The sequence below is a fragment of the Micromonospora kangleipakensis genome, assembly GCF_004217615.1.
Lineage (GTDB): Bacteria > Actinomycetota > Actinomycetes > Mycobacteriales > Micromonosporaceae > Micromonospora > Micromonospora kangleipakensis.
On the sequence record NZ_SHLD01000001.1, the window covers coordinates 3,430,025 to 3,447,147 of the forward strand.

The 17,123-nt window shown below is 74.2% G+C and carries 22 protein-coding genes and 1 pseudogene; 11 read left to right on the forward strand and 12 right to left on the reverse strand.

Annotation, left to right across the window (positions count from 1 at the left end):
• The first annotated feature begins 2 nt into the window (after nucleotides 1-2).
• Nucleotides 3-1,466, forward strand: coding sequence for an argininosuccinate lyase (argH, locus tag EV384_RS16435; protein ID WP_130340624.1), 1,464 nt, complete (start codon nucleotides 3-5; stop codon nucleotides 1,464-1,466).
• Between the two features lie 44 nt (nucleotides 1,467-1,510).
• Here the strand turns inward: argH and EV384_RS16440 are convergent, their stop codons facing one another.
• Nucleotides 1,511-1,864: an MmcQ/YjbR family DNA-binding protein gene (locus tag EV384_RS16440; RefSeq protein ID WP_130334406.1), complete on the reverse strand. Its 354-nt coding sequence runs from the start codon at nucleotides 1,862-1,864 to the stop codon at nucleotides 1,511-1,513.
• A 73-nt stretch (nucleotides 1,865-1,937) separates the two neighbouring features.
• Nucleotides 1,938-2,372, reverse strand: coding sequence for a DNA-binding protein (locus EV384_RS16445; protein WP_242624088.1), 435 nt, complete (start codon nucleotides 2,370-2,372; stop codon nucleotides 1,938-1,940).
• Nucleotides 2,373-2,455: 83 nt separating this feature from the next.
• Here EV384_RS16445 and EV384_RS16450 point away from each other — a divergent pair, with 83 nt between their 5' ends.
• The 3 genes from EV384_RS16450 (at nucleotide 2,456) to EV384_RS16460 (ending at nucleotide 4,592) form a co-directional block, all read left to right on the forward strand.
• A complete protein-coding gene (locus tag EV384_RS16450) occupies nucleotides 2,456-3,082 on the forward strand; it encodes a DNA-3-methyladenine glycosylase (RefSeq protein WP_130334408.1) in 627 nt (208 codons plus the stop codon).
• A 151-nt stretch (nucleotides 3,083-3,233) separates the two neighbouring features.
• Entirely contained in the window at nucleotides 3,234-4,316 is a 1,083-nt protein-coding gene (locus EV384_RS16455; protein ID WP_130334410.1) for a WD40/YVTN/BNR-like repeat-containing protein, read from the forward strand.
• A gap of 9 nt (nucleotides 4,317-4,325) precedes the next feature.
• A complete protein-coding gene (locus EV384_RS16460) occupies nucleotides 4,326-4,592 on the forward strand; it encodes a ubiquitin-like small modifier protein 1 (protein WP_242624089.1) in 267 nt (88 codons plus the stop codon).
• Here EV384_RS16460 and EV384_RS16465 read toward each other — a convergent pair.
• From EV384_RS16465 to tnpB, 4 genes and pseudogenes are all read right to left on the reverse strand, one after another.
• Nucleotides 4,517-4,948, reverse strand: a complete 432-nt coding sequence (locus tag EV384_RS16465) for a hypothetical protein (protein WP_130334414.1) — start codon at nucleotides 4,946-4,948, stop codon at nucleotides 4,517-4,519. The two genes, EV384_RS16460 and EV384_RS16465, sit on opposite strands and share 76 nt — an antisense overlap.
• 91 nt (nucleotides 4,949-5,039) lie before the next feature.
• The gene (locus EV384_RS16470; RefSeq protein WP_130334416.1) at nucleotides 5,040-5,219 is read right to left on the reverse strand and encodes a DUF3224 domain-containing protein; all 180 of its coding nucleotides are present in this window, start codon (nucleotides 5,217-5,219) and stop codon (nucleotides 5,040-5,042) included.
• Nucleotides 5,216-5,731, reverse strand: a complete 516-nt coding sequence (locus EV384_RS37265; protein WP_423202961.1) for a zinc ribbon domain-containing protein — start codon at nucleotides 5,729-5,731, stop codon at nucleotides 5,216-5,218. The genes EV384_RS16470 and EV384_RS37265 overlap by 4 nt, the downstream gene beginning before the upstream one ends.
• A pseudogene (gene tnpB, locus EV384_RS16475) lies at nucleotides 5,625-6,629 on the reverse strand (IS607 family element RNA-guided endonuclease TnpB); the annotation flags it as partial. The gene EV384_RS37265 and the pseudogene tnpB, both read right to left, overlap by 107 nt.
• A 327-nt stretch (nucleotides 6,630-6,956) precedes the next feature.
• On the opposite strand from tnpB, the gene EV384_RS16480 reads away from it, so the two are divergent.
• Nucleotides 6,957-8,066: an LLM class flavin-dependent oxidoreductase gene (locus EV384_RS16480; protein ID WP_130334418.1), complete on the forward strand. Its 1,110-nt coding sequence runs from the start codon at nucleotides 6,957-6,959 to the stop codon at nucleotides 8,064-8,066.
• The gene (locus EV384_RS16485; protein ID WP_130334420.1) at nucleotides 8,063-8,689 is read left to right on the forward strand and encodes an FMN reductase; all 627 of its coding nucleotides are present in this window, start codon (nucleotides 8,063-8,065) and stop codon (nucleotides 8,687-8,689) included. Before EV384_RS16480 ends, EV384_RS16485 begins: the two co-directional genes overlap by 4 nt.
• A 100-nt stretch (nucleotides 8,690-8,789) precedes the next feature.
• Here the strand turns inward: EV384_RS16485 and EV384_RS16490 are convergent, their stop codons facing one another.
• Together EV384_RS16490 and EV384_RS16495 are read right to left on the reverse strand one after the other, a co-directional pair.
• Nucleotides 8,790-9,671 carry a universal stress protein gene (locus EV384_RS16490; protein WP_130334422.1) on the reverse strand — a complete coding sequence of 294 codons (882 nt, stop codon included), beginning with the start codon at nucleotides 9,669-9,671 and terminating at the stop codon, nucleotides 8,790-8,792.
• 149 nt (nucleotides 9,672-9,820) lie between these two features.
• Entirely contained in the window at nucleotides 9,821-10,717 is an 897-nt protein-coding gene (locus tag EV384_RS16495) for a universal stress protein (RefSeq protein WP_130334424.1), read from the reverse strand.
• 321 nt (nucleotides 10,718-11,038) lie between these two features.
• Between EV384_RS16495 and EV384_RS16500 the strand changes: the two genes are divergently transcribed.
• Both EV384_RS16500 and EV384_RS16505 read left to right on the forward strand, forming a co-directional pair.
• On the forward strand, nucleotides 11,039-11,455 hold the full coding sequence (locus EV384_RS16500) for an Hsp20/alpha crystallin family protein (protein ID WP_165439950.1): 417 nt from the start codon (nucleotides 11,039-11,041) through the stop codon (nucleotides 11,453-11,455).
• A gap of 63 nt (nucleotides 11,456-11,518) precedes the next feature.
• A complete protein-coding gene (locus tag EV384_RS16505; RefSeq protein ID WP_130334428.1) occupies nucleotides 11,519-11,995 on the forward strand; it encodes a cyclic nucleotide-binding domain-containing protein in 477 nt (158 codons plus the stop codon).
• Here the strand turns inward: EV384_RS16505 and EV384_RS16510 are convergent.
• On the reverse strand, nucleotides 11,965-12,261 hold the full coding sequence (locus EV384_RS16510) for a hypothetical protein (protein WP_207232341.1): 297 nt from the start codon (nucleotides 12,259-12,261) through the stop codon (nucleotides 11,965-11,967). The genes EV384_RS16505 and EV384_RS16510 overlap by 31 nt on opposite strands.
• A gap of 275 nt (nucleotides 12,262-12,536) precedes the next feature.
• Between EV384_RS16510 and EV384_RS16515 the strand changes: the two genes are divergently transcribed.
• The 3 genes from EV384_RS16515 to EV384_RS16525 all read left to right on the forward strand — a co-directional run bounded on the left by EV384_RS16515 (nucleotide 12,537) and on the right by EV384_RS16525 (nucleotide 15,134).
• Nucleotides 12,537-13,040, forward strand: coding sequence for a GNAT family N-acetyltransferase (locus EV384_RS16515; protein ID WP_130334430.1), 504 nt, complete (start codon nucleotides 12,537-12,539; stop codon nucleotides 13,038-13,040).
• Nucleotides 13,041-13,050: 10 nt separating this feature from the next.
• Entirely contained in the window at nucleotides 13,051-13,677 is a 627-nt protein-coding gene (locus EV384_RS16520; RefSeq protein ID WP_130334432.1) for a hypothetical protein, read from the forward strand.
• 131 nt (nucleotides 13,678-13,808) lie between these two features.
• Nucleotides 13,809-15,134 (forward strand): hemolysin family protein, encoded by a 1,326-nt coding sequence (locus EV384_RS16525; RefSeq protein ID WP_130334434.1) that lies wholly within the window; start codon nucleotides 13,809-13,811, stop codon nucleotides 15,132-15,134.
• Between the two features lie 60 nt (nucleotides 15,135-15,194).
• Here EV384_RS16525 and EV384_RS16530 read toward each other — a convergent pair whose 3' ends face one another.
• Genes EV384_RS16530 through EV384_RS16540 form a run of 3 tightly spaced genes read right to left on the reverse strand, consistent with a single transcriptional unit; the run spans nucleotide 15,195 to nucleotide 17,102 of the window.
• Nucleotides 15,195-15,512 (reverse strand): PRC-barrel domain containing protein, encoded by a 318-nt coding sequence (locus EV384_RS16530; protein ID WP_130334436.1) that lies wholly within the window; start codon nucleotides 15,510-15,512, stop codon nucleotides 15,195-15,197.
• Nucleotides 15,499-15,879, reverse strand: a complete 381-nt coding sequence (locus EV384_RS16535; RefSeq protein ID WP_130334437.1) for a hypothetical protein — start codon at nucleotides 15,877-15,879, stop codon at nucleotides 15,499-15,501. The genes EV384_RS16530 and EV384_RS16535 overlap by 14 nt, the downstream gene beginning before the upstream one ends.
• Nucleotides 15,876-17,102 (reverse strand): NRAMP family divalent metal transporter, encoded by a 1,227-nt coding sequence (locus EV384_RS16540; RefSeq protein WP_130334439.1) that lies wholly within the window; start codon nucleotides 17,100-17,102, stop codon nucleotides 15,876-15,878. The genes EV384_RS16535 and EV384_RS16540 overlap by 4 nt, the downstream gene beginning before the upstream one ends.
• Nucleotides 17,103-17,123: the final 21 nt, after the last annotated feature.

Genomic DNA, 17,123 nt, shown 5'->3' on the forward strand with positions numbered 1-17,123 from the left:
CAATGGGCGGGGTGGACGACAAGAGCCTGACCGAGAACAGCGCCGCCACCAACCGGACGAGCCTGTGGGGCGGCCGGTTCGCCGGCGGCCCCGCCGAGGCCCTCGCGCGGCTGTCGGTGAGCGTCCAGTTCGACTGGCGCCTCGCCCCGTACGACATCGCCGGCTCCCGGGCGCACGCCCGGGTCCTCGCCGGCGCCGGCCTGCTCGACCCCGACGAACTGGGCCGGATCCTGGCCGCGCTGGACGACCTGGAGGCGGCCTGCGCCGCCGGGCAGTTCCGCCCGACGGTCGACGACGAGGACGTGCACACCGCCCTGGAACGCGGCCTGCTGGAGCGGCTCGGCAGCCTCGGCGGCAAGCTGCGCGCCGGCCGGTCCCGCAACGACCAGGTCGCCACCGACCTGCGGCTCTACCTGCGCGACCACGCCCGCGGGGTGGCCACTCGGCTGGTCGAGCTGGCCGAGGCGCTGGTCGAGCAGGCCGAGCGGCACGTGGACACCGCCGCGCCCGGCATGACCCACCTCCAGCACGCCCAGCCCGTCACCTTCGGGCACTGGCTGCTCGCCCACGTTCAGCCGCTCCTGCGCGACCTGGAGCGGCTGCGCGACTGGGACCACCGGGCGGCGATCAGCCCGCTCGGCGCGGGCGCGCTCGCCGGCTCCGGCCTGCCGCTGGACCCGGTGGCCGTCTCCAAGGAGCTGGGCTTCCGCACGTCCTTCGCTAACTCGATGGACGCGGTCGCCGACCGGGACTTCGTCGCCGAGTTCCTCTTCGTCACCGCGCTGATCGGCGTGCACCTGTCCCGCCTCGGCGAGGAGGTGGTGCTCTGGACGTCGCACGAGTTCGGCTGGGTCGAGCTGGACGACGCCTTCGCCACCGGCTCGTCGATCATGCCGCAGAAGAAGAACGCGGACATCGCCGAGCTGGCCCGGGGCAAGTCCGGCCGCCTGGTCGGCGGGCTGATGAGCGTGCTCACCATGCTCAAGGGCCTGCCGATGACGTACGACCGGGACATGCAGGAGGACAAGGAGCCGGCCTTCGACGCGGTCGACACCCTGGAGCTGCTGCTGCCGGCCCTGGCCGGGATGATCTCCACGATGACGGTCCGGGTGGACCGCCTGGTGGCCGCCGCGCCGGTCGGCTTCTCCCTCGCCACCGAGGTGGCCGACTGGCTGGTCCGCAAGGGCGTGCCGTTCCGCGACGCGCACGAGATCACCGGCAAGCTGGTCGCGCTCTGCGTGGCCCGGGACTGCGCCCTGGACGAGGTCTCCGACGCCGACCTCGCGACGGTGAGCGAGCACCTCGACCCGTCGGTGCGCGACGTGCTGTCGGTCCGCTCCGCGCTCGCCGCGCGCACCACGCCCGGCTCGACCGGGCCGGGCCCGGTCGCCGACCAGCTCGCCACCGCCGCGGACAAGCTGGTCGGCTGGCGGGAGTGGGCCGCGGAGCGGGTCGTCCCCCGCTGAGGTCGTCGGGTCGGCGCGGGTGACTCCACCCGCGCCGACCCTCCTCAGCCCGCCGGGCGCTCCCGCTTCGGCAGCTTCGCCACCACCGCGTCGTACGACCCGTCCACGGCGTCGATCAGCTCCTCGTCGTCGATCCCGCCCGCCAGGCGCAGCGTGTTCCAGCCGGACCGCCCGATGTAGGCCGAGGCCTTCGCGTCGTCGGGGAACCGGTGCAGCCACTCGTCGGCGACGTCCCGGTTCGGGCCGCACTTCACCCCCACCCGCGCCTCGCCGTCGGGGGAGCCGAGGAACGCGAAGATCCGGCTCCCCACCTTCACCACCTCGTCGCCCTCCCACGGGCGGTCCAGCCAGGCGCCCGGCTTGGCCAGGCAGTACGCCAGCATCTCCGCACGCGTCATCGCGTCCTCCCGTCGCCCGATTGCGGGTCCAGTCTCGCCCGTGCCTGCGACAGTCCGCCGCCTGCGTCGCGGCTCAGTCGGCGGTGCCGGTCCGGACGGTCAGCCGCTCGTAGCGCTGGCGGGCCGCCTGGGCGCTGCCCAGCCCCAGCCCGAAGGCGATCGCCTGCCAGGTCAGGCCCCGGCCGCGGGCGACCTGCAACAGCCCCGCCTCCAGGGCGTCCACCTCGGCGCGGACGTGCGGGATCAGGGTCAGCGCGGCCATCAGGTCGGCCTGGTCGACCGGCTCCTCGCCGGGCTCCAGCTCGGCCCCGCCCGCCAGCGCCATCACCAGCGTCGCCGCCTCGTACGCGTCCGGCACGTCCGGGTGAGCGTACCGGCGGCGGCGTGCGTCCGTGCCGGCGTGCCGCTCGGCGATCCGCAGCAGCGCCGCGTAGTTGCGGTGCGCCCGGGCCTGGGCAGCATCCGGAGCGGTGAACGGGTCGTTGTCCAGCGTGACCATGTGTTCCATCACAGCCGCTTGAACGTCCCTTTGTCAACAGTCTGTTGAAAGCAAGTCGTGCTCATCTTCGGGTCGCCGGCTATGGTCGAGCCATGACCACCGCTGACCCCGTGACCAGCGCCGGGCTGGCCGACCTGCTCGCCGGCCTGGTGGTGCCGGCCGCGCGCGGGCTGCTCGGCTGCCGGCTCGCCGCGGGCGGGGTCACCGTCCGGATCACCGAGGTCGAGGCGTACGCCGGCACGGCCGGGGACGCGGCCTCGCACGCCTACCGGGGGCGTACCCCGCGCAACGCGGTGATGTTCGGGCCGGCGGGCCACGCCTACGTCTACTTCACCTACGGCATGCACTGGTGCGTGAACGTGGTGACCGGCCCGGACGGGGAGGCCTCGGCGGTGCTGCTGCGGGCCGGCGAGGTGGTCGACGGCCTCGCCGCCGCCCGGGCCCGCCGTCCCGCCGTACGGCGGGACGTGGACCTGGCCCGCGGACCCGCCCGGCTCTGCGCGGCGCTCGGCATCGACCGCTCCGCCTACGGCCTCGACCTGCTCGACGACGGTCCGGTGCGGCTACGACCGCCGGTCGCGCCGGTGCCGGAGGCGGCGATCGAGGCCGGCCCCCGGGTCGGCGTCACCGGGGCGCACGACGTGCCCTGGCGGTTCTGGATCTCCGGCGATCCGACCGTGAGCGTCTACCGGCGGCACGTGCCCCGAGCGCGACGATGAGCCCTGCGGCGCGGCCGGGGGCATTCTGTCGGAGGGCGTGGCCATAATCACTACGCCGAGTCCGGTCGCTGCCGTGCCGTCCGCCTGTCCCGGATCGCCGGATCGCCGCCCGGCCCCGGCTACCTGTCCGCCGACGGATCGGAGGACCGTCATGGCAACGCTGCTCGCGATCGGCACCGGCAAGGGACTCTTCCTCGCCACCAGCACGGACGGCCGGCGCAGTTGGGAGGTTAGCGGTCCGCACTTCCCGATGACCGGCGTCTACGCGGTCGCCATCGACAAACGCCGCGGCGCGCGGCTGCTCGCCGGCATGACCAGCTCGCACTTCGGGCCGAGCGTGGCCACCAGCGACGACCTGGGCGCCTCCTGGCAGGAGCCGGACCACGCGCCGGTGGCCTTCCCGACGGACACCGGCGTCAGCCTCGGCCGGGTCTGGCAGCTCACCCCCGCCGGCGCCGACCAGCCCGACGTGGTCTGGGCCGGCACCGAGCCCTCGGCGCTGTTCCGCTCCGACGACGGCGGCCGCAGCTTCGCGCTCGTCCGGGCGCTCTGGGACCACCCGCACCGGGGACGGTGGGACGCGGGCTTCGGCGGTCAGGCGGTGCACAGCGTCCTGCCGCATCCCCGCGACCCGTCCCGGATGGCGGTGGCGATGTCCACCGGCGGGGTCTACCGCACCGAGGACGCCGGGGCGAGCTGGGCGCCGGGCAACACCGGCATCCGGGCGTACTTCCTGCCCGATGAGTGGCCCGAGTTCGGGCAGTGCGTCCACAAGATCGCCCGCGACGCCGGCAACCCCGAGCGGCTCTACGCGCAGAACCACCACGGCGTCTACCGCTCCGACGACGACGGTCGCACCTGGACGTCGATCGCCGCCGGCCTGCCCAGCGACTTCGGCTTCCCGATGGTCGCCCACCCGTCCCGCTCCGGCACGATCTACGCCTTCCCGCTGATCGCCGACGCGCAGCGCTATCCGGTCGACCACCGTTGCCGGGTCTACCGCTCCACGGACGCCGGCGGCAAGTGGGAGCCGCTGACCGTCGGGCTGCCCGACGGGCCGTTCCACCCGTCCGTGCTGCGCGACGCCATGTGCGCCGACGACGCCGACCCGGCCGGCGTCTACTTCGGCACCCGGTCCGGCGAGGTCTACGCCAGCCGGGACGAGGGGGACTCCTGGTCCCTGGTCGCCGCCCACCTGCCCGACGTGCTCTGCGTCCGCGCCGCGGCGGTCTGAGTGGTCACCGTGCTGCTGCCGGGCCCGCTGCGCGGCGAGGCCGGGGGCGCGAGCCGGCTCACCGTGGCCGCCACCGGCACCCTGCGGGCGGTCCTCGACGAGCTGGCCGGGCCCTGGCCCCGGCTGGCCCGCCGGATCCGCGACGAGCGGGGCGAGCTGCGCCGGTACGTCAACGTCTACGTCGACGGCGAGGACTGCCGTCACGTCGGCGGCCTGGAGACCCCGGTCGGCGACGGCGCCGAGGTGCAGGTGCTCCCCTCGGTGGCCGGCGGCTGACAGGCGGGACCGGGCGGGTCGGGCGCGGGCGGCCCGAGGAGGGGTCGCAGGGCGCGGCGGGCGACCAGGCTGCCCAGCGCGATCGCGGTGACCGCGGCGTGCCCGGTCCGGGCCGCGCCATCACCGCCGTGCAGCCCGTAGAGCGCCCAGCCGTTCGCGGCCGCGTCGGTGACCAGGATCAGGCAGGTCAGGTCCATGCCGATCCGGCGTCGGGCGAGCAGCAGCGCGGCGGCGACCGGGTCGGCGACCGTCAGCGAGACGAGGTAGGCCGCCAGCCACGCCGGAGCCCACGGGTACGGATCGGTGCCCCCGGCGATCAGGTCCGCCACGTGCACGCCGGTGCCCCAGACGAGCACGGCCGCCCCGCCGCCGACCGTCCACCGCCCAGAGGGTGAGAGGCACGTCTGATCGCCACACGGGTTCAGTCTGCCCTCGCGGTGCCACCGCTCAGGGCAGCTCGTACTCCAGCACGTAGCGGTGGCCGCCGTTTGCGCCGGCGATGATCTGCCCACCGCCGCGCAGCTCCCGCAGCTCGTCCGTGCCGGAGTCGGGCACGACCGTCCAGGACAGCGCCGATCCCGCGTCGGGTGTGGTGTGGTGCAGCACGAAGCTGCCGTTTCCTTTCATGATGCGTAGGTGAGCTCATGATTGGATGTCCTACCTTGCGGTGGGACGGTCCCGGTCTTGCCCGCGGTGGCGGTGCCGGGTTGACGTTTCACGGCCACCGGCCCGCCGGGGCGGGTCTTACGGTCGGCTCCACGTCCGTTTCGCGTCTCCGAGCCACTCCCGGCGACGGTGACCGCCAGCGCGGCCAGGTTCCGTGCGGCGTTGAGGTCCCGGTCCAGGACGAGGCCGCACGTGGTGCAGGTGTAGGTGCGCTCGGACAGGGCGAGTTTGGTTTTCACCGCGCCGCAGCCCGAGCAGGTTTTCGAGGACGGATACCACCGGTCGGCCACCAGCCGCCCGCCATTCCTCACCTGTCTTGTACGCCAGTTGCCGCCGTAGTTCGGCGAACCCGGCGTCGGCGATGCTTCGGGCCAGGCGCCGGTTGGCGAGCATCCCGGCCACGTTGAGGTCTTCCACCACCAGCGTGCCGTACTCGCGGGCGAGCCGGCTGGTGAGCTTGTGCAGACCGTCACGGCGCAGATTCCCGACCCGGGCATGCGCCCGGCCGAGCCGGACGCGTGCCCGTTCCCATCGCTTCGACGCGCGTCGGCCGGTGCGCCGGTCGGGGCCGACCCGGCGAGAGGCACGCCGGGCCAGACGCCGCATCCGGCGGGCGGCGGCGTCCAGGTGGCGCGGGTTGGGCTCCATTTCACCGGTGGACAGCACCGCCAGATGCTTGACGCCCAGGTCCATGCCGACCACCACTTGTGGCTGGTGTGGCGTGCGTGCGGCGCGGTCGACGTCGACGCAGAACGCCACGAACCAGCGGCCACCGTCGCGGCGCACCGTCGCCGACAAGACTCGGGCGGTGCCCGCCTCCAGCCGGCGGGCGAGCTTGCGAGCCGACTCGTGCAGCTTCAACCGGCCCAGCCGCGGCAACACCACATGCCTGCGGTCCGGCTCGACCCGGATGGCCCCGGTGGTGAACCGCACCGACGGGGTCGAGCGGCGCCGGGACTTGAACCGCGGGAACCCCACCCGGCGTCCGGCGCGCTTACCGGTGCTGGAATCGGACCAGTTCGTCAACGCCCTGGCCAGCGCGTCCAGACCGGTGTTGAACGCCTCCTTCGAACACTCGGCCCACCACGGCGCCACATCGGCCTTCGCCTGATTCCACGCTCTACGCAGCGCCGGCAGAGACCAGCCGACCGTGGGGGTGAGCTGCTCGTCGGGGATGCCGTAACTGCGCTCAGCGGCCCGCTGATCCATCACCGTCTTCACCCGGGCCAGCGCCCAGTTGTGCGCCACCCGCGCCGCACCAGCATGCGCGAGCACCGCCCGCTCCTGCCGGGGAGTCAGGTCCAACGCGAACCGGTACGCCTGCACCACGCCCAACCGCTCCCGGACCGCCACGCCCAGCACCGTAACCACCCGGTACGACTAAACCCGCAACCACCAACGCCTCCCACCGCACCGAGCCGCCGACCGCCTGATCCCCCGACAGAACGCACCACCCACACCGCAAGCCACTCTTTCAAGGTCACCAACGCATACCAACGCCTACTCAAACGGCAACAGTTGACACCCCTCATCCTCCGCGCCGAGGCATCCACCGTTAGGTACGGCGTTTCCGGCCCGGTCCGACGGCGTGAGGTGGGCCACCCGCGGACAGGCCCGCGACGGAATAGTTGCTACGTCAAATATGTTGTGCGGGGCGATCCGGGCCGCGGCGGTCCGGCGGCACGCGAGGAGCTGGTCATGCAGTTCGGAGTCTTCACCGTCGGCGACGTCACGGTCGACCCGACCACCGGGCGGCTGCCGTCCGAGCATGAGCGGATCAAGGCCATGGTGGCCATCGCGCTCAAGGCGGAGGAGGTCGGGCTCGACGTCTTCGCCACCGGCGAGCACCACAACCCGCCGTTCGTGCCCTCGTCGCCGACCACCATGCTCGGCCACATCGCCGCCCGCACCGAGCGGCTGCTGCTCTCCACCTCGACCACGCTGATCACCACCAACGACCCGGTGAAGATCGCCGAGGACTACGCGATGCTCCAGCACCTGGCCGACGGCCGGGTGGACCTGATGATGGGGCGCGGCAACACCGGGCCGGTCTACCCGTGGTTCGGCCAGGACATCCGCAACGGCATCCCACTCGCCATCGAGAACTACGACCTGCTGCACCGGCTCTGGCGCGAGGACGTGGTCGACTGGAAGGGGCGCTTCCGCACCCCGCTGCAGTCGTTCACCTCGACGCCGCGCCCGCTCGACGGCGTGCCGCCGTTCGTGTGGCACGGCTCGATCCGCAGCCCGGAGATCGCCGAGCAGGCCGCGTACTACGGCGACGGCTTCTTCGCCAACCACATCTTCTGGCCCAAGGAGCACACCCAGCGGATGGTCGGCCTCTACCGCCAGCGGTTCGCCCACTACGGCCACGGCACGCCCGAGCAGGCCATCGTCGGGCTCGGCGGGCAGGTCTTCATGCGGCGCAACTCCCAGGACGCGGTCCGCGAGTTCCGGCCGTACTTCGATAACGCCCCGGTCTACGGGCACGGGCCGTCGCTGGAGGAGTTCACCTCCCAGACCCCGCTGACCGTCGGCAGCCCGCAGCAGGTCATCGACCGTACGCTCGGTTTCCGCGAGTACGTCGGCGACTACCAGCGCCAGCTCTTCCTGATGGACCACGCCGGGTTGCCGCTCAAGACCGTGCTCGAACAGCTCGACCTGCTCGGCGAGGAGGTCGTCCCGGTGCTCCGCAAGGAGTTCGACTCGCTGCGGCCCGCTGACGTACCCGAGGCGCCCACCCACGCCTCGCTGGTCGCGGCCCGCGCCGCGGCGGCGGACCTGAGCGGCGCGGAGGGCGGCCGATGACCCGGCGCACCCTGGCCGTGGTCTCGGCCGGCCTCGGCCAGCCCTCCTCGACCCGGCTGCTCGCCGACCAGCTCGCCGCGGCCACCCGCGACGAGCTGGAGCGGCGCGGCGCCGAGGTCGAGATCCGCCCGGTCGACCTGCGCGAACACGCCCACGACGTGGTGAACCACCTGCTCACCGGCTTCCCCTCGCCCGCGCTGCGGGAGGTGCTGGACGCGGTGACCGGCGCGGACGGTCTCGTCGCCGTCACGCCGATCTTCAACGCTTCCTACAACGGGCTGTTCAAGTCCTTCTTCGACGTGGTCGACTCCGACGCGCTGGCCGGACGGCCGGTGCTGATCGGCGCCACCGGGGGCACCGCCCGGCACTCGCTCGCCCTGGAGCACGCGGTCCGGCCGATGTTCGCCTACCTGCGGGCGCTGGTCGTGCCGACGGCGGTCTTCGCCGCGCCCGAGGACTGGTCCGGCGAGGGGGCCGACGTGGCCCTGCGCGCCCGGATCCGGCGGGCCGGCGGCGAACTCGCCGAGCAGGTCGACCGTCGCCCCGCCGGCGCGGGGCCGGCCGACCCGTTCGCCCTCACCACCAGCTTCGAGGAGCTGCTCGCCGGCCGCGACCCGGCCTGAGCCGGCCGCGACCCGGCCTGAGCCGGCCGCGACCCGGGCCTGATCCGGCCGTCACCCGGCGTGGGCCGGTGCCCGCGCCCGCCGCGCATGCCGGGCGGGCTCAGTCGGCCGGCTCGTACGGGTGGGCGACCAGCACCGGGCAATGGGCGTGGTGCACCAGCGCGTGGCTCACCGAGCCGAGCAGCAGGCCGGCGAAGCCGCCCCGACCCCGGGAGCCGACCACCACCAGGGCGGCCTCGCCGCTGGCCTCGATCAGCGCCTGCGCCGGCTTGGCGGCCCGCACCGGGCGCTCGGTCACGGTCAGCCCGGGATGGTCGGCCCGCACCCGGCCGGCCGCGCGGGCCAGCAGCTCGGCCGACTCGGCCTGCTCGGCCGCCCCCGACTCCGCCACCTCCTCGGGCACGCCACCGGGCCGTTCGCCGCGTCGTACGTGCAGCAGCACCAGGGACGTTCCCCGGCGTACCGCCTCGTCGGCGGCCTGCCGGACGGCGAGCGCCCCGGACTCGGAGCCGTCCGCCCCGACCACCACCGGCCCGCCCACCGGGATCGGCTCGTCGGCCGGCCGGACCACCAGCACCGGGCAGTGCCCGTGCTGGGCGACCTGGCCGCTGACCGAGCCCAGCAGCAGGCCGGCGAAGCCGCCGTGGCCGCGGCTGCCGACCACCACCAGCTCGGCCCGCCGGGACTCCTCCACCAGCGCGGCGCCCGGCCCGCCGGCCACCTGCCGCACCGCCACCCGCAGGCCGGGATGGCGCCCGGTCAGCTCGGCGGCCACCTGCTCCAGCATCTTCTGCGCCTCCTCGGTCGGCGCCGGCACCCCGAGGTCGTACGGGTTGAGCGGCACGCCGTAGCCGAGCGGGTGCAGGTAGCCGTGCACCAGGTGCAGCGGCCGGGACCGCTGGACCGCGTTGCGCGCCGCGTGTTCCGCGGCGACCAGGCTGGACGGTGATCCGTCGACGCCCACCACGACAGGTCGGTTCATCAGCTCCCCCAGAGGTCGATCAGGTCATTGTCGGCGTACCCACCGCCGCCGGTCCGCATTTGCCCCGGCGCCGCCCCGGGAACACCTCGCCCCGGACGGTCGTCCGCGCCGGCCGGGGGAGCGGCCGACGCGGACCGGGCGTCCGGCGGTCAGTTGGGGCCGCCGCCGCGGCGGTGCCGGACGATGGCCAGCGGGCTGCGCGCGTGCTGCAGCACCGCGTGGCTGACCGAGCCGAGCAGCAGCCCGCGGAAGGCGCCCCGGCCGTGCGCGCCGACCACGGTCAGCTGCGCATCCGTCGACTCCTCCACCACCGCCCGGGCGGGTGCGGCAGCGACCAGCCGCTGCTGCACCGGCACCTCCGGGTAGCGCTCGGACCAGCCGGCGAGGGACTCGGCGAGCACCCGCCCCTCCTCGGCGGCGAGGGCCTCCGGGTCGTACACCAGCGGCACGATGTCGCCGGGGCCGACCGGCGTGGGGTACAGCCAGGCGTGCACCGCCACCAGGGACGTGCCGCGCTGCGCGGCCTCGGCGAAGGCGAAACCGATCGCCTCGGTCGACAGCGGGGAACCGTCCACTCCGACCACGACCGGACCGTCGGCGCGCGGTTCGCCGCGGACCACCAGCACCGGGCAGCCGGCCCGGGCGGTGAGCTGCACGGCGGTCGACCCGACCAGCAGCTCGGCGAAGCCGCCGAGGCCGCGGTGGCCGAGCACGAGCAGGGCCGCGTCCCGGCTCTCCCGCAGCAGCACCGGGGTCGCCGCGCCGTCCACCACCGCGCCGGTCACCTGGAGCTCGGCCGAGACCTTGCCGGCCTCGTCGACCGCCTCGGCGACCAGCTTCTCCGCCTCGTGGCGCAGGCCGGCGTCGGGCGGGGCGGCGGGGACCGGGCCGAGCGGGACGCCGTACAGCGGCCAGGTGAAGGCGTGCACCACCCGCAGCGGCCGGTGCCGGGCCGCCGCCTCCCGGGCGGCCACCCGGACCGCGTCCAGAGCTGACGGAGAACCGTCCACGCCCACCACGACAGGGGCACCGGATCTGTTGGTCATCACGTCCTCCTTCGTCCTACCTTCAGGCTGCTCCGGCACGCGGGCCGTCGTCAGGGGCAGGGGACCCGGCCGCCGGGCCGTTGGTCCCGGGTCTCGGAGTGATCCCCGGCCCGCCGGTTCAGCCGCAGCAGCAAGCCGACTGCTGTCACCAGTGACCTCCGCCTCCGGGGGTGCGGCGCGCACCGTCCCCCTCCAGCGTCGTCCGCGCGACCCGCCGGTGGCAGAGGCCGTTGCGCCCGGGCGGCCCGGGACCATCGGCCCTGACGGTTCGGGCGCGGGCGCGGTCGGATGGAGACAGGACGATCGACAAGGAGGTCGAAAATGTCCACTGTCACCAAGTTCCGGGGCGGCACGTTGGCGCCGTTCGACTGGACGAACCTGTCCTGGCTGCCGATGCTGGCGCCGACCATCCGGGTCGAGGACTACCTCGACGGCGACCGGTACGTCGTCCGCGCCGAACTCCCGGGCATCGACCCGGCGAAGGACGTGCGGATCACCCGTACCGGCGAGAGCCTGCGGCTGGACGTGGTCCGCCGGGAGAGCCACACCGACAAGGTCCACTCGGAGTTCCACTACGGCTCCTTCTCCCGGCTGATCCGGCTCCCCGTCGGGGTCAAGGAGGAGACCATCGCGGCCCGCTACGCGGACGGCATCCTCGAGATCACCGCCACCGTCGGCGGAACCGAGCCGACCGCCCGGGAGATCCCGATCACCGTGGAGCACGGCGGCAAGCGGTGAGCAGACAGCCGAGGGGCCCGGCGGTACGCCGGGTCCCTCACCCGATCACGGAGGCGTGAGGCCATGACCCCGCTCGAGATGCTCCGCGCGCACCCCTTCTTCGCCGGCCTGCCCGAGGAGTGGCTGCCCCGGTTGACCGGCTACGCCCGTCCGGTGGTCTGGCACCCCGGGCACCGGTTGTTCCGCGCGGGGCAGCCGGCGGAACGGTTCTGGCTGGTGCGTACCGGTCAGCTGGCGCTCGACTTCCCGGTGCCGGGGCGCGGTGACGTGGGGATCGAGACGATCGGCGCGGGCGGGGTGCTCGGCTGGTCGTGGCTCTTCCCGCCGTACCGCTGGCAGTTCGGGGCGGTCGCCCCCCAGCGCAGCACCGCGGTGGAGTTCACCGCGGAGGGGGTGCGCCGGCTGATGGAGTCGGACGACCGGCTCGGCCGGCAGCTCACCGCCCGGTTCATGAGCGTGGTGGTGGACCGCCTCCAGGCGTCCCGGGTACGCCTGCTCGACCTCTACGGCTACCCGGCGGCGCTGCCGCCGACCGGCTGACCTGCCGAGTGCCGGTGGATGATCAGCTCGTCCACCTCCAGCCGGCCGATCCGCAGCTCGCGGATCACCGCTCGGCGCACGGCCAGCCGTCCGATCGCCAGCGTGCCCACCGCCACCGCCCCGAGCGCGGCAGCGGCGAGCGCCAGCGGGGCGGCCGCCGTGGGGCCCAGTGCCCGCGGGCCGGCCACCTTCGCGCCCGTGACCGAGGCGCCGCGGACCCGCACCGGGATCGCCGGCCGGCCCCGGCGGTGACGCATCCTGTTCATGCGACGATCCTCCGCCGCCCCCCGGGCGCGTCGCGCCGGTTCCCGGGCGCGGTCCACCACCCGGGTGACCGCCGCCCGCCGTGCCAGCCGGCGTACGTGTGCGGCCCGCGCGGGCGGCAGGAGGCTTCCTCGGCGGCGGCTCCGCTGCGCGGCTGGTGCGCCGCTGCCGGGCGCTGTTGGTAGCAATGCGCGGGGCCGGGCCGGCAGGGTCGGACGCCGACGGTCACCGGGCCAGAGGTCCCGAGTGCGTCGGTGGGCCTGCGTATCCTCCGGCGGTGACCTCTGACGTGCGCCTCCGCCCGGTACGCGACGCCGACCTGCCCGAGTTCTTCGCGCACGAGCAGGATCCGCAGGCCAACTGGATGGCCGCCTTCGGCCCCGCCGACCCGGCCGACCGGGCGGCGTTCGACGCGCACTGGACGCGCATCCGCGCCGACCCACGCATCGTCACCCGGACGGTGGTGGTCGACGGCGAGGTGGTCGGGCACGTGGCGGCCTTCCCGGTCGACGAGCGCACCGAGGTCAGCTACTGGATCGACCCGCGCCGGTGGGGCCGGGGCCACGCCACCGCCGCGCTGGCCGCGCTGCTGCGCGAGGTGCCGCAGCGCCCGGTGCACGCCCGCGTCGCCAAGGACAACCGTGCCTCCCTCGCCGTGCTGCGCAAGTGCGGCTTCGTCGTCGTCGGCGAGGACTCCGGGTACGCCCCCGGCCGCGGCGCCGAGGTCGAGGAGTGGGTGCTGGAGCTGCCCGCCGACGCCGCTGAGCTGGGCGACCACTAGTCTCCCGGGGGTGAACTGGCTGGAACTCGTCGGCTGGGCCGGCTCCGCGCTGCTGGTCTGGTCCCTGCTGCAGACGCGCATCCTGCGGCTGCGCGCGCTGAACCTGATGGGCTGCCTCATCCTGATCGGCTACAACGGGGCGGTGCACGTCTGGCCGATGGTCGGGCTGAACGTGGTGCTGGCGGTGATCAACGTCTGGTACCTGCGGAAGATGCTGGCCACCCGGCACGACGAGGAGACGTACCAGGTGGTCGAGGTGGGCACCGACGACGCGTTCCTGGCCCACACGCTGCGCGTGCACGCCGCCGACGTCGCCCGGTTCAACCCCGACTTCCACTGGGACCCGGCCGACGGGCGGCGCTCGGCGTTCCTGGTGGTCCGCGCCGACGAGGTGGTCGGCGTGGTGGTGTCGCACGCCGAGCCCGGCGGGGTCGCCCAGATCGACCTGGACTACGTCACCCAGCGGTTCCGCGACTTCACCCCGGGCGAGTTCGTCTACCGGCGCAGCAGCCTCTTCACCGACCGGGGCTTCCGGCGGGTGGTCAGCCCGCCCGGCATGGTCGCCCCCTACTACCACCGGCTCGGCTTCCGCCCCGAGGGCGACACGTACGTGCTCGACCTGCCCGCGCCGGCCTGACGGCCCGCCGCCACCGGGAGGATTCAGCGACCCTGCCGCTGGGCACAGTGGGGCCTACGCCGACCGGGTTCCCGGCCGGCGGCGTCGGCCGTGCCGGCCGGCGCTGGTCGCGGTGAGGGAGAGAACCGGGCGTGCAGAGCTACTGGAGCCAACTGGCCCTGGTCGGAGTCCTGGTCATCGTCAACGCGGCCTTCGCCGGCAGTGAGATGGCACTCGTCTCGCTGCGGGACAGCCAGCTCCAGCGGCTGGAACGGACCAGCCGCGCCGGCCGGACCCTGGCCCGGCTCGCCAAGGACCCGAACCGCTTCCTGGCCACCATCCAGATCGGCATCACCCTCGCCGGTTTCCTCGCCTCGGCCGCCGCGGCGGTCTCCCTGGCCAAGCCGCTCGTACCGCTGCTCGGGGTCTTCGGCGACGCCGCCGAGACGGTCGCCATCGTGGCGGTCACCCTGGCCCTGACCTTCGTCACCCTGGTCTTCGGCGAGCTGGCCCCGAAGCGGATCGCCATGCAGTCCGCCGAGCGGTGGGCCCTGCTGGTGGCCCGGCCGCTCGACCTGCTGGCCACCTTCACCCGGCCGGCCGTCTGGGCCCTCGGCGCCACCAGCGACCTGGTGGTACGCCTCTTCGGGCTCAACCCCAAGCACCAGCCGGAGGAGATCGGCCCGGACGAGCTGCGCGACATCGTCGCCGGCAACCACGGCTTCACCAAGGAGCAGCGGACGATCATCGCCGGCGCGGTGGAGATCGCCGACCGGCAGTTGCGGGCGGTGCTCGTACCCCGGCTCCAGGTCTTCACGCTCGACAGCGGGACCACCGCGGAGGCCGCCCGGCTGGTGCTCGCCGCGACCGGCCACTCCCGGGCCCCGGTGGTCCGGCACGGCGGCCTGGACGACGCGGTCGGGGTGATCCACCTGCGCGACCTGGTCGGCGTGCCGGACGACCGGCCGGTCGACGAGTGCGCCCGACCGCCGATGCTGCTGCCCGACTCGCTGCCGGTGGTCGACGCGCTGCGCCAGTTCAAGGCCGAGCGGCAGCACATCGCGCTGGTGGTGGACGAGCGCGGCGCGGTCGACGGGATCGTCACGCTGGAGGACATCCTCGAGGAGATCGTCGGCGAGATCTACGACGAGACCGACCGGGACCTCAGCTCGGTCCGCACGGAGGACGACGGCACGCTGGTGCTGCCCGGCACCTTCCCGGTGCACGACCTGGCCGACCTCGGCGTGAAGCTGCCCGGCCGGCCGACCGGCGACTACACCACCATCGCCGGGCTGGTGCTGACCTGTCTCGGGCACATCCCCACCGTGGCGGGGGAGAGCGTCACCGTCGACGGCTGGGAGCTGGTGGTGGCCGACATCGACCACCGGGCCATCACCGAGGTCCGGATCCGCCGCGACGCCGACGCGGACGGGGCGGCCGACGCCGACGCACCGCTGCTGGACGAGGCCCGTAGCTGACTGCCGGGCCGGTGCCGGGCAGGCCCGCGGGTCGCGCCCGCTGCCGTCCGGGGCCGCCGGTCAGTCCGTCCCGCCCGGCGGGCCGAACGGGAAGCCGGGCACCGGCGGGACGAGCCGCACCTGGTCGGCCGAAAGTTGGTGGGTGCTCCGCCCGAGCACCCGGGCCACGACCCGGAGCAGCCACGGCCCCGACGGGTGCAGCTCCGGGCCGATCAGCCGGCCGGAGACCCGGGTCCACCAGTGACCGGCGACGATCACGTCGGTCAGCCGCAGCCGGTCGGGCGGGAAGCCACCCCGGACCACCACGTCCACCACCCGGCCGAGCCGCCGCCCGTGCAGGTCGTACGCGGTCCTCCCGAGCAGCTCACCCGCTCGCACGGTTCGCTCCCGGGATCCGGTCGATGAGGTGCCGGCGCAGCCAGCCCTCGACCGGCGGCGGTGGCAGGTCGGCGGCCCGGGCGCGCAGCCGCACCGCGCTGTCCACCTGGTCGATCAGGGTGACCGGGATCCGTACCGGCCGCACCGGCGGATCGTCGACGAACCGGTCGGCGATCCCGACCAGGAGCCGGCCGAGCCGGCCGTCCATCCGCTGCCCGAGCGCCGCCTGCCCGGTGAGCAGGCAGTCCACGTACGGGAACCCCTCGTCGTCCACGGCGAACTCGATGTCGTCGACCCGGCCGACCAGCCGGCCGTCCCGGTCGACGATCTGCCGGTCGAGCAGTTGCTTGGCGAGCTGGACCCTCACTGTCCCATCCTCGTGATGATCGCCAACGGGATCGCCGCCAGCGACGCGGCGACGATGAGCAGCAGGAAGAGCGACCCGAGCAGGTTGTTCCAGCGGCCGTTCACCCGGTCGCCCAGGTAGTTCCGGTCGTTCGCCACCACCAGGATCGGCAGGTACGTCAGCGGCAGCACCACCGCGCTGAGCACCAGCATGTACTCGGTGAGCCGCACCGGGTCGATCGTGGTCAGCAGCAGGAGCACCCCGAGCAGCACGCTGACCAGCAGCACGCTGTGGAACCGGGCGGCCTCCCGGGGGGTGACCCGCTTGCCCCACTGCCAGCCGAAGTACTGCGCCGCGGCGTACGCCGCCGACAGGCCGGTCTCCAGCGCGGCGCCGAAGGTCACCGCGAAGAACGCCAGCACCGCCACCGCCAGCCCGATCCCGCCGAACGCCAGCACCACCGGCTGCGCGGCCTGGTCGAGGGTGTCCAGCGACGTCCCGCTCGGGTGGTAGACCACCGCCGCGGCGGCGATCAGCGACAGCGCGAGGAACCCGCCGACCGGGAAGCCGATCAGCACGTTCGAGCGGGCGTGGGCCAGGTCGGCGGCGCTCCACCGCTCCTCCACCCCGCCGGAGGAGAAGAAGAAGACCTCGTACGGGCTGACCGTGGAGGCGAAGAGCGCCACCGCGATGAACCAGTAGGCGCCCCAGCCCTGCCCGGCGGTGCTCAGGTGCACGGCCTGGCTGCCGAGCCGCGCCCAGTCGGTGGGCAGGGCGAACAACGCCACCGCGAAGACCAGCAGGGCCAGCCCGGCGAGCCCGAAGACCCGTTCCATCAGCTCGAAGCGCATCCGCCACAGCACCAGCCAGACGGCGAACGCGGCCACCGGCACCCACAGCAGGTAGCTGACCCGGGTGGCCAGCTGCACCGCCAGCGCCACCCCGCCCAGCTCCGCAGCCAGGGTGACCACCGTGACGAGATAGGACGCGACCAGGTTGAGCAGCGCCACCCGCGGCCCGAGCCGCTCCCGGACCAGGTCGAACACCGCGCGGCCGCTCACCGCCGCGATCCGTCCGGCCATCTCGGCGTACGCGCAGATGCCGAGCACGCCGACGAGGAGCACCCAGGCGTGGGCCATCCCGAACCGGGCACCGGCCTGGCTCGCCGCCACCAGGTCACCGATGTCGACGAAGCCGCCGATGGCGGAGAGCACGCCGAGGGTGGCGGCGAGGAGCTTCCTCACGTCGGCGGGGGAGCGGGCGGT

Coding starts and splice junctions, on each gene's coding strand:
- EV384_RS16495 (WP_130334424.1), bottom strand. CDS start 10,717: ATGACCAACAGATCCGGTGCCCCTGTCGTGGTGGGCGTGGACGGTTCT.
- EV384_RS16480 (WP_130334418.1), top strand. CDS start 6,957: ATGCAGTTCGGAGTCTTCACCGTCGGCGACGTCACGGTCGACCCGACC.
- EV384_RS16455 (WP_130334410.1), top strand. CDS start 3,234: ATGGCAACGCTGCTCGCGATCGGCACCGGCAAGGGACTCTTCCTCGCC.
- EV384_RS16445 (WP_242624088.1), bottom strand. CDS start 2,372: ATGGAACACATGGTCACGCTGGACAACGACCCGTTCACCGCTCCGGAT.
- EV384_RS16500 (WP_165439950.1), top strand. CDS start 11,039: ATGTCCACTGTCACCAAGTTCCGGGGCGGCACGTTGGCGCCGTTCGAC.
- EV384_RS16450 (WP_130334408.1), top strand. CDS start 2,456: ATGACCACCGCTGACCCCGTGACCAGCGCCGGGCTGGCCGACCTGCTC.
- argH (WP_130340624.1), top strand. CDS start 3: ATGGGCGGGGTGGACGACAAGAGCCTGACCGAGAACAGCGCCGCCACC.
- EV384_RS16440 (WP_130334406.1), bottom strand. CDS start 1,864: ATGACGCGTGCGGAGATGCTGGCGTACTGCCTGGCCAAGCCGGGCGCC.
- EV384_RS16470 (WP_130334416.1), bottom strand. CDS start 5,219: ATGAAAGGAAACGGCAGCTTCGTGCTGCACCACACCACACCCGACGCG.
- EV384_RS16510 (WP_207232341.1), bottom strand. CDS start 12,261: ATGAACAGGATGCGTCACCGCCGGGGCCGGCCGGCGATCCCGGTGCGG.
- EV384_RS16505 (WP_130334428.1), top strand. CDS start 11,519: ATGACCCCGCTCGAGATGCTCCGCGCGCACCCCTTCTTCGCCGGCCTG.
- EV384_RS16485 (WP_130334420.1), top strand. CDS start 8,063: ATGACCCGGCGCACCCTGGCCGTGGTCTCGGCCGGCCTCGGCCAGCCC.
- EV384_RS16490 (WP_130334422.1), bottom strand. CDS start 9,671: ATGAACCGACCTGTCGTGGTGGGCGTCGACGGATCACCGTCCAGCCTG.